Source organism: Falsihalocynthiibacter sp. BN13B15 (genome assembly GCF_041205415.1).
GTDB classification, from domain to species: Bacteria; Pseudomonadota; Alphaproteobacteria; order Rhodobacterales; family Rhodobacteraceae; genus Falsihalocynthiibacter; species Falsihalocynthiibacter arcticus.
This window is the reverse complement of sequence record NZ_JBGFCE010000033.1, coordinates 1-10,295: the sequence shown is the minus strand read 5'-3', so window position 1 is coordinate 10,295 and position 10,295 is coordinate 1. Positions and strand designations below refer to the sequence as shown.

At 51.7% G+C, this 10,295-nt stretch carries 10 protein-coding genes and 1 pseudogene; 2 read left to right on the top strand and 9 right to left on the bottom strand.

Translation table 11 applies throughout. The annotated features are described in order from the left end of the window. Positions 1–311: 311 nt before the first annotated feature. From AB9F26_RS21705 to AB9F26_RS21690, 4 genes are all read right to left on the bottom strand, one after another. Positions 312–731, bottom strand: a complete 420-nt coding sequence (locus tag AB9F26_RS21705) for a hypothetical protein (protein ID WP_369769071.1) — start codon at positions 729–731, stop codon at positions 312–314. Between the two features lie 343 nt (positions 732–1,074). Continuing rightward, complete coding sequence (locus AB9F26_RS21700; RefSeq protein WP_369758016.1) at positions 1,075–1,650, bottom strand: hypothetical protein; 576 nt, start codon at positions 1,648–1,650, stop codon at positions 1,075–1,077. A 199-nt stretch (positions 1,651–1,849) separates the two neighbouring features. Further along, a complete protein-coding gene (locus tag AB9F26_RS21695) occupies positions 1,850–2,842 on the bottom strand; it encodes an aldo/keto reductase (RefSeq protein WP_335586118.1) in 993 nt (330 codons plus the stop codon). Between the two features lie 110 nt (positions 2,843–2,952). Beyond that, entirely contained in the window at positions 2,953–3,288 is a 336-nt protein-coding gene (locus AB9F26_RS21690) for a cupin domain-containing protein (RefSeq protein ID WP_335586117.1), read from the bottom strand. 546 nt (positions 3,289–3,834) lie between these two features. Here AB9F26_RS21690 and AB9F26_RS21685 point away from each other — a divergent pair. Then, positions 3,835–4,242 carry a hypothetical protein gene (locus tag AB9F26_RS21685; protein WP_369769070.1) on the top strand — a complete coding sequence of 136 codons (408 nt, stop codon included), beginning with the start codon at positions 3,835–3,837 and terminating at the stop codon, positions 4,240–4,242. A 345-nt stretch (positions 4,243–4,587) separates the two neighbouring features. On the opposite strand, the pseudogene AB9F26_RS21680 reads toward AB9F26_RS21685, so the two are convergent. The 4 genes and pseudogenes from AB9F26_RS21680 to AB9F26_RS21665 form a co-directional block, all read right to left on the bottom strand. Continuing rightward, positions 4,588–5,752 (bottom strand): annotated as a pseudogene (locus AB9F26_RS21680) (IS3 family transposase). A gap of 541 nt (positions 5,753–6,293) precedes the next feature. Beyond that, positions 6,294–6,671, bottom strand: a complete 378-nt coding sequence (locus AB9F26_RS21675) for a MerR family transcriptional regulator (protein WP_369769069.1) — start codon at positions 6,669–6,671, stop codon at positions 6,294–6,296. Beyond that, the gene (locus AB9F26_RS21670) at positions 6,668–7,234 is read right to left on the bottom strand and encodes a hypothetical protein (RefSeq protein WP_369769068.1); all 567 of its coding nucleotides are present in this window, start codon (positions 7,232–7,234) and stop codon (positions 6,668–6,670) included. Before AB9F26_RS21670 ends, AB9F26_RS21675 begins: the two co-directional genes overlap by 4 nt. 200 nt (positions 7,235–7,434) lie before the next feature. Then, positions 7,435–8,067, bottom strand: coding sequence for a tyrosine-type recombinase/integrase (locus tag AB9F26_RS21665; RefSeq protein ID WP_335585097.1), 633 nt, complete (start codon positions 8,065–8,067; stop codon positions 7,435–7,437). A gap of 202 nt (positions 8,068–8,269) precedes the next feature. On the opposite strand from AB9F26_RS21665, the gene AB9F26_RS21660 reads away from it, so the two are divergent. Beyond that, positions 8,270–8,938, top strand: coding sequence for a DUF2306 domain-containing protein (locus tag AB9F26_RS21660; RefSeq protein ID WP_369769067.1), 669 nt, complete (start codon positions 8,270–8,272; stop codon positions 8,936–8,938). A gap of 116 nt (positions 8,939–9,054) precedes the next feature. Here AB9F26_RS21660 and AB9F26_RS21655 read toward each other — a convergent pair whose 3' ends face one another. Next, positions 9,055–10,113, bottom strand: a complete 1,059-nt coding sequence (locus AB9F26_RS21655) for a PHB depolymerase family esterase (protein ID WP_369769066.1) — start codon at positions 10,111–10,113, stop codon at positions 9,055–9,057. Positions 10,114–10,295: the final 182 nt, after the last annotated feature.

Sequence of the window (10,295 nt, the reverse complement as noted above, 5' to 3'; positions counted from 1 at the left end):
ATCCCATGTCGATCACTCCATATCTCCCTGACCAAATCCGTCAGGGTAGTGTGTTTACATGGGTCAACTCTCAGTGAAAATTTATGGGGCTACCGGGTCAGCTCTCAGTGCAAAACAACAGTACAGCGCAGCCAATTGATCGTTTTCGCATTGTTCGTGGCGATTAGATGCAACTTTTGCCTGAAACAGACACTCCCGCCGCTCGTCGCGCCTGCGCCAATGACCGCTCTGACGGGCTGCGCCGCAGCATCACGTAGGTAGCTCGAGCGGCGGCTTTGGGTCGCCGGTGTCGTGGGTATCCCTCATCGAAATCACGCACCAAACATCGAAAAAACGCCCATTATAATACCGACGAAACCGAGAGCGAGAGACCACAGCCCAACATAAGCAGGTACATAAACATGTGGGTCTCGATGCCGCAGATACCAATAGATGCTTCGCCAGCCAGTGATGATCTCGATCTTCAGAACTGATTTGCTTTCTTTGGAGCCTATGCCTAAATGTTCCCTCACATCAAAATCCATTTTAGCGACGCCATCACCATCCTGGTGACCAAGGCCGATGAAGTATCCTGACTTCCCCAAATGGCTGACCCGCAGCAGACAGTGCCGGTCCGCGTCCAATCGATCAGGTTTACTGAGGCGTATTCGCCAAGCCCCAATATCACGTTCCTCGGAACCCAATACAGTAAACGGCTTCTGAAGGGATTTATGTGGTTTGTAAAAAGTCATGTTGCGATTCCAAGATGTCCCCATGCCTTTCCTATCCTTGAGAAGTTCTCAATGCTTAGCAATCTCTTTCGTTGCTTACTTCAAGCTAAGATCAAAATAGCCTGCGTGTCGGTCGGTGGTGCCCACGTCCGCTTTGGGGGAAGACGGTAGGCCAGAATTCCCGATGGTCCAACTGCAGCTAAGGGCCGTTCGCGACAACTGCACTAAGAGTTGTCTCGGAATTTTTATGCAAACGCAGCATTCGTCACTAAGGGCGGAGATCGAACTTTCGCTACGCACCGAACTAAGGTCAGCTTTGCGAGCTATCCATCACAACATTTAAATGTGTAGTGCTTCAGTTCCTTTAGTTCCGCATCATCATCTCATGGACGGCCTGCATTCCGCGATCAGCCATATCCGAGACTTCAGCGGCATGGACGTGCAGTGCCTCTACTACCTCGGTGTCGTCCGAGGTCTGGATCACTACAATTCCTGTGTCGGTGACTTCAATCTCGGTTTGGATACGATCACCGCGCGCGAATAGTATATCGAGTGTTCGACTTTGAATGATAATCTCCGGATCGTCACCTTCTTCCACTCGGTTAATCATCCCCGTCACATGGCTAATTAATTCCGCCATGACATCCTCGTCTGAGGAACGGGTAACCGTTCGAATGCCGTTTGGTAGGACGGTGACTTCACGGCTTATAGTTTCGAAATTGCGGAACATGACCGCCAATTCCGCGCTTTCCTCCGGTGAAGCATTTGTTCCCCTCAACCCCGGCATTATTACCTCGTCGTGCCCTGTGCCGTCCGCACCGTGCATGTGCCCCGACATCTGTGCGAGAACACTCCCGTTAAAAAAGACGATAGACCCGACAGTTAAGATAAAGGCCAATACAAGTCCGACCAGCGTTTTACTACGAAAACTCTTTTTCATTTCAACCCTTCCATGTTCCTAATCGTGGATAGCTATGGCATCGATACCTTGTCGTAGATATGATTTTGATCATGCCGTCTGCGTATTTAAATCGTTTTTGATGGAGGCGCGACCGGTATCAATGCAAAGACCCACGTTCTGTTTCGCACAGGTGGACAAAGCAAAGAATGCGACCTTGAGTAGCAGCGCACGAGAGCAATCAGCTGTATCTTTCTGGCCCCTCCCATTGTTCCGATGTGTATCGATCACCATGGGCCCAGCCAACAGGAAGAGCAGCTTCAATGCGCCCGAGGTCCTCGGCGCTCAGGTCGATCTCGGCACCGCGAATGAGTTCTGCAAGGTGTGCCGTATTTTTGGTGCCCGGAATCGGCAACACATGTTTGCCCTGCGCAATAATCCAAGCGATGGCGAGCGCTGCGGCGGGCTCGCCCATGTCATCAGCGAGCGCCCGCAACTTATCGGTTGCTGCGATATTTGCGCTGTAATTTGGCTCCATGAAGCGCGGATTGTTCTTGGTAAAGGCCATGGATTGGGCATGCTCATAGGAAAATGGCGCATCCGTGAGGAACGCGCGACCAACAGGTGAAAATGCAACGAGCGTCGTCCCTAATTCGGCGCAGGCCTGAGACAGCCCCAACTCAGGTGCGCGGGTTGACAGCGAATACTCTGACTGAACTGCGGAAATAGGGCATTCGGTGAAGGCGCGCCGAAGGGTGCTTGGTGCAATCTCAGACAGCCCAACGGCCCTCGTCTTGCCGCTCTCGATTAGACATTTCAGGGTCCCAGCGACCTCCTCGGGACTATACGTGCGGTCGAAACGATGGACATAAAACATATCGACATGACCAACGCCGAGGCGCTGGAGGCTTGCGTCCAGAGAAGTCTCCAAATAGGCCAAGTCGTTATTGAAGCGATGTGTCGCTTCTCCCGTAATCCCTGCTTTTGTGGCGAGAACCATGTCTTCTCTCGCGGCTGGGTTCTTTGCAAACCAATCCCCTATGATCTCTTCTGAGCGGCCTTTACCATAGACATTCGCAGTATCTATATGGGTCACCCCAGCAGTTCGACACGTGTTTAAAACGGCGTGACTTTCTTCCATTGTCGCGCCACCATAGATGCCAGCGAAGGACATGGCCCCTATTCCGAATTGTGAAATTTCAGGGCCATTCTCACCTAAGTTTGTTCTTTTCATTCAAGTTTATCCTACATTTATTACGCCTCGCTGTCGAACAGGAGACCTTTCTATCCTTGAACGCGACCACAGTTTAATCCAAATATCTGCTGCCCGAAAAACGCTGTTCGTTAGTCCTTTATTGCGTATCGATCTGCTTCTTCAAAAACGTCGATAACTCGAGTTCCGGCTTTGATCATCGCCCCATGCTCAACGCCCGCAGGAATAGAATAGCTATCACCGGCTCCGTAACGCTTGCTCTCTCCACCGATGGTGAATTCGATTTCACCTTCGACGACAGTGCCCCATTGCGCCCCATGCGAATGTAAGGGAAGTTCCATATCCTTGAGGAAAGTGAAAAAGGCCACGAGGCCAGATTCGGATTTCACAACGGCTGTCTGTACGACATCCTCGGGGAAAGGCACATCAATGCTGGGAAACGCGGTAATAAACTCTGGGTACGGCATGAAGAGATCCTTTAACTGGCGGCTTGACTAAGATCGCTGTTGGTCAAAATCACTGTGCCAGCCCAACCCCGATTTTGCAATCTGAAGTCACATTGAACTCAAAGCGGACCTCCCTAGAGCAAAGCATAAATGTCGGCGTTGGGCCGTTCACGTCAAAGCCGTGGCTGCCAATAGATGCAAACGCAGCGAAAGTCGGCTAAGAGCCGATTCTGTTGAAAAACTCTTTGCTGCGTCTGCAAATTTTTAAAAATCAGAAAGCTGTTCTTCGTTGGTGAGGATATACCAAGAAATATTGAAAAAATTTGAGAGAACCAGAATACAGTTCTGTCAAATTTGACCCGAACGCCCGAAATCGGAGTTTTTCAACAAAATAAGCCCAGAGCAGCCCTCTCCGATCAGGACCTGTAACCGACCAGCATCCGCTTGGCGTGGACATAAAAACGTTTGAATGGCTGACTTGAAAAAAGTAATCATTTCTGAAGCATGGGATGAGCGTTCCAAGCTACCCGTAGTTTGCGTTAGACATCCAGCAGAAGGAGATGCACATTGCTGAAGTTAAGAAAATTTATATCCTTATTGTTCGGCTTTCTGTTTGCGATGAATCTGGTGCTATTGGCGACAAACAGTGCAGCCCAAGACAAGAACCCAGAAAAATACGGGGAAGTATTGGGCTATAATGACGTTAGGGAACTCACATCAGCAGGACTGCTAACGTTTCCAGGCCTCGGACGGTCAAATTACAGCGAAAATGGTACCTACAGCTTTACTGACGAAGCTAAATCGATCACTCTTTTCGGAGTATTTGATATCCGGAAAGATGGTAGGGTCTGTATCGACTTCTTCCAAAATGAAAGGCACCGCTGCGACATTTTCCTGCGGAAAAACAGCTTTGTCTTTCTGCTCACCGAAGAAGGTGACCGTTTTCCTGTATTCTTCAGTTTGGAAGGACATTAGGCAGACTAATAATCGTTGAAGGAGGTGAATGCCGACGTGGCTGTCCAATTTTAGCAGATTGCGAAAGCATGCTCGATAATTCTCGAACTGCACTGCAGCCGCATCAGGCGGGTTTGTCCGCTTAGCAGACCTAGCGACCTAATAATGCTGCGGCAACGTGTCAATGTCCGCTTCGGTGGACTGCACCGCAGCATTTGAAAATGTTCTGAGCGGCAGGTTTGGGCCGTTTGTGTCGCGGATGAAAAGGGCGAAATGCGATCATTCGCTGCGCTTGAAGCGAAGGTGTTCATTGCGCGACTTCATCAGCTTCCTGAGCGGCCCCACTTGAGTGGTCCAATTTGAAAGTTAGTGCATGACTGGTCTTTGGTCCATCTGAATGATGGCTTCGGGCGCAGGTGGGCGATAGCCCAAAGCACTGTGTGGTCCATTGCCCGGCAGTCGATACGTCGTATCGACGAGAGGGGTTTGGTGTTGTAGTGTTTCCTCCATCGTTCGATGATTATTTGGGCTTCGCGTAGTGAGTAGAATATTTCTCCGTTTAGCAATTCGTCTCGCATTCGGCCGTTAAAGCTTTCGCAGTAGCCGTTTTCCCAAGGTGACCCCGGTTCAATATAGGCCGTCTTAGCGCCGACAGCTTTAATCCAATCTCTGAGCGCCTCTGCGATGAATTCGGGGCCGTTGTCCGATCTAATATAGGCTGGGACGCCACGCAAAATGAACAAGTCGGTCAATGCATCGATGACCTCATTAGAATTCAGCTTTCGTTTCACTCGGATTGCCAAGCATTCTCGGCTATACTCGTCTAGGATGTTCAGTGTTCTGAAGGCCCGGCCATCCTCTGTCCGGTGATGAACAAAATCGTATGACCAAACATGGTCGCGATACTCGGGGCGCAAACGGACGCATGATCCGCCATTCAGCCAGATACGCCCCTTCTTTGGTTGTTTCATAGGCACTTTAAGCCCCTCACGTCGCCACAAACGCTCAACACGTTTGTCATTCACCTGCCAGCCAGCGTCTCTCAACAAGGCTGCAACCCGGCGGTAGCCATATCGGCCGTATTGGCGGGTCAGCTCAATCATGTCTGCAATCAAGCGTTCTTCGTCAGCACGCCCTCGTGGAAAACGACGCTGTGTGGATCTATGTTGGCCCAAGACGCGACATACGCGACGCTCAGAAATCTTCATCTGACTGCGCACGAGATCAATGCAGGCGCGGCGGCGCGAAGGGCTCAGAAGTTTCCCGATGCGGCCTCCTTTAGGATCAGCTTGTCCAGCGTCAGGTCCGAGACTGCGCGGCGAAGGCGTTCATTCTCTTTCTGTAGCCGTTTCAGTTCCTTGAGTTGTTCTGTGCCCATTCCGCCATACTTCTTCTTCCAGCGGTAATAAGTTTGCTCAGTCACACTGATCTGTCTGATTGCGTCAATTCGGGGCATGCCTTGCCCCATCAGAACTTCAACCTGCCGCAACTCCACAACAATCTCTTCGGGCTTGGGTCTCTTTATGGCCATTTATGGTCCTCCGTTTCCTAACTATAAGGGCGGACCACTTCAAAGGGGGAGGCTCAAGACGACACGTTCCGAAGCTTCTTAAACCTGATGTGTGGACCGGCAAGGCGAAAGCCGATGCCTTGGAGCCAATGAGGAAGAAGCGAGCGGAAATCCATCGGGGCTCGCGGCGACGATACTTCGGGCCGCATTCAGAAGCCGGATATACGTCAGCAACCGTGAAACCTATCCAGCTCTAACTAAGGCGTTGCAAAAAGGCGGGGTCCATATACATCCACACAGGACAAAGCAGACTTACAAGCCATGCCTGCAAAGGTCGGCTTAATGCGATCCTTGCGTACTTCGATCAACGCAATAGGTCCATTTTCTAACCGCGATGACGGCCCAAATGCCCTCGGCTATCATGAAAGGGTAAGACCCGATCAAAAAGGCATATAGTGCTGCGACTGCACAAGCTCCTGAAAACACCAAGGTGAAAACAGATGACCTGTCTTCCAGTGCGTAGCAGGCTACCATTGTGCAAACAGCCACAAAGCCGATGGCTTCAATCATAGCGACTACAATCGCTGGATGACAGGTTGCAATCAACTAAGCTGGTGCAGGGACATTCCTCAAGTGCGCTAAGAGCCTTGTCGACCCTTTGAAGCGCTTCGATTTGCGCTTTGACGGTCTTACGATGCGCAGCGGCAGCTTTTGCCATTTCACCTTTGCTCCAAGTGTTCTGAACGAGAGCAGATATTTCACGAAGCTGTAGACCGAGCGATTGCGCATCGCGGACAAACTGAATCGCACGAACGTCTTCTTCAGAATAGCAACGATTTCGCCCATGACGGCTTGGTTCGCGAATGACGTCCCGTTTTTCGTAAAAACGGATCGTCGAAACCGGAATTCCCACTCTTTCAGCGACGTCTGATATTCTCACGAAGAAACCTCTCGTTGCTTCTTTTTCACATATTGCGCAAAAATAAATCCGCCCCCCGACAGGATTGCGAAGACCGCAACGACCTCGACCCACATGCCAATATAGGCACCGGTCACCGCCCCGATAAAACCTAGTGCGGCAAGGGTTGGCGGAACCGCACATCCGACAGCACATAGGGTGATGAAGCCGAATACATGTTTCTTCGCCCTGGAAGAGGACGGCTTGTCCGCGCCCGCGCACCCACAGGCCTTATCAGTGTTCACTGATAAGAAGTCGCGCACCATGTCCTCGCTGCCCTCGGGGCCAGTGACATTCAACTGAAAATGAGAGCTGGTTTCTGAGAAGTCGAAACTGAAGAACGGGCAACACTCTCCCTCTAACAAAATCAAATCCTCGAGCATTTTCCGGGTGACGTTCGGCTTTGAAAAGATAAGCCGTGAGATGCCAGCAGCGTAATTCGCTTCGGTCAAAAAGGGCGACAACTTGCTGCACAATATTTCCTTTCGGTTCCGAAGAACTGGTTCCGTTAAGTTGCAGGCAATAACAGTCGAGGTATCGGTCATGTCTATCTCCTTAGCTGACCAATAGACACTTAACGTATGAACCTTAGTTCAAAGCAAGCACTATCTCGAACGCTCTTGGCCTTTCCTAAGAAGTCATTCGCTGCACTACAGAAACCTTGCAATTTGGGCTCAGACCCGCCGTTAGCTGCGCAGTGCACGAACGGCGGCTTTGGGCCGTTCGCGTTGAACGGCCCAAGGGCTTATATTTCAATGGCTTCAGCAATTGCCAAGGCATCTTCCAGCTCCACGCCAAGGTATCGGACGGTGCTATCCATCTTCGTGTGTCCCAACAGTAACTGAACAGCGCGAAGGTTGCCGGTCTTCTTGTAGATCTGCGTCACTTTGGTTCGGCGCATGGAGTGAGTCCCGTAAGCAGTGACTTCCAACCCAATGGACGAAATCCAACCGCGCACAATCCGAGCATATTGGCGTGTCGAGATGTGAAGGCGCTCTTGGAAACGCCCTGGCCAGAGAAATTCTGACCCGACCATCAGCGGATCCTCCATCCACTTCGCGACCGATGCCCGGGTGCCCTCCGAAATCTCAAACCGAACCGGTTTTTGGGTTTTGCTTTGCAGAACGGACGCCCGCGCCTTGATCTGCGCCGATGCCATTACATTCACGACTTTCATCCGGACAAGATCACAGCCGCGCAGCTTGCTATCGATGGCCAAGTTGAACAAGGCAAGATCACGATGGTTTTCAGCCAGTTCCAGCCTGACACGGATGGCCCAAACATGTTTTGGTTTCAGCGGGAGCTTCTGACCGACGATGCGACCCTTGTTCCAAGCGGGCCGAAGCGCGCGGATGGCAGGTAAGTGTAGCGTTTGCATGAGAGATCCTCCGATCCGCCATACCCTCCCACAGCGACAACCCGACGTTGACAGAGCCGTATATCACAAGTTGTGCAAAAGCAGCTAAAGTCCGCCAAGAGCCCAAAATGCTGATTTGCCACTCCGTCCTCCCGTTGCTCTGTTAACGAAGTCCATTCTCATAAAGTTGCTTAAACTTTTCACACGCTATTTAATGTCGCTTATGAAAAACGTTCTCCAAACATGTTTGCTTGTACTTTTGGTACTGCTAACGCTTCCCTTTGCGATATACGCCATAAACTTTGCACTGGGCGGTCTGCGGGATGCGCTGCCCGAGCCGCACTATATACGGTCCGATAACACTATCGCCAATCTATCTATTTTTAACCATATGACCGCTGGAGCGGCTATCACGGTGCTGGTGCCGCTCCAATTGATCCCGTCATTGCGGCAGCGTTTGCCCGCGCTGCACCGCTGGTCGGGGCGGCTGATCATTCTAGCTGCGATTGTTACTGCAATAGGTGGGCTCGTCTACATTCCACTGAGGGGCACAATCGGTGGGATGCCCATGAATATCGGTTTTTCACTTTACGGGGTACTGGTTCTGCTGACAGCCGTGCAAACAATCCGCTACGCACGGGCAAGGCGCTTCGCGGATCACAACGCTTGGGCACTGCGTTTTTTCTGGCTGGCTTTGGGTTCTTGGTTCTACCGTGTCCACTATGGCCTTTGGTATGTGGCCACTGACGGTCTATGGTCCAACCCCCAATTCACAGGAGGGTTTGATCTGGTACAAAGCGTGGCGTTCTTTCTGCCTTATCTCATCGGCGCAGAAGTTTACCTGCGCATCAAACAGAACAGTGGTCGTCATTCCTTGGCGACGCAGGGTTAAAGTTCACTGTCACAGATACTGTTTTATTGGTAACCCCGACAACAAACCGGCCAAGAAACTGTGTCGGCGCGGGTTGCCTTCGCCGTATGAGATCAGAACCGTTTCCCGCAGTCCCTTCACCGGAGCTGCCAGAAATCTGCGACGCGCCGAATGGCGCATAAGTTCGCATTCACGACGTACTCGGCCTCTAGTCCACAGACTTCCGGGTTGCCATCTGCATCGATTGGTACGGCATGTCCAAAGCCATCGAGCGACCAAGTTTCGATGCGCGGCATTCCGGCGTTGTCGCGATAGACTTCGCGAATAGCACTGCCAATAACCTCTCGTTCATCCGCGACAAGGTCGATTTCCTGAACTGCTGTCCACTGCTCCGTCAGTTCGCGAAGGTTGTTGGGGTGAACGATCGCATCGGCGGTGCCTTGCCAAAGCGACAACAGTGGCCAATTTTCAGGTACTGCATCTGTGCCCTCAGTCACATAGCCAGCCCACTCATCGCCATCGCGATCCGTCAGATCGAAACCTCCGATCCCGCAAGCATAACTTGCGTCTGCACCGTCGGGAGCAATGAATTTAACTTGAAGTGAACTCCAAAACAAATCGAAAGCGCCTGCCGGTCGATTGCAGCCGACCGGCAGACCGGCGAAAATTGCGCCACCAGCAAAGCGGTTCGGATAGTTCGCCAACATTACAGCTGCCATGGCTCCACCGGCGGAATGGCCCATAACAAAAACGCGGTTGGGATCTACGCCTTCTGCCTCTATGGCAGCATCAACCATCTCCAGGATCGACGCGCTTTCCCCAATCCCCGGTCGATTGTCATTCGTATCGTACCAACGGAAACATCGCCGAGACATATTTTCTGCGCGTTGTTCAGGCAGCAAAAGTAGGAATGGAAACTCTTCTGCCAGCGCCACAAGTCCTGTCTCATCGTCAAAATCAGCCGGGGTCTGTGCGCAGCCATGGAGGGCCACGACCAAAGGCAAGCCTTCCTTGAGACCAGAGGGCCGATGCAAATACATCAATAGATTGCCCGGGTTCTTGCCGAAACTGGAAACCTGTTCGAGTGCGGTTACAGATTGCGTGTTTAATAGCACGACAAAAGCAATCGCAGCTAACTGCGCATGACGTCTGATCCAATTGGCCACAACTCCAGCTGGAAACGGATTCGAGGGCATGGGGGCCCCGAAGGTGTTCGATGAATCGATACTCTGAATGATGTCCAAGGGGAGAAGCCCCGCTGATCTGCTCTTAGGCGTGATTAGCCGCTAACCATCTGTGCACTTGGGGTCGACTGAGAAATCGCCGTTTCCTCATCCGTCATCTCTTCCTCGATGCCTTCAAACAACGGAGTCGAAAG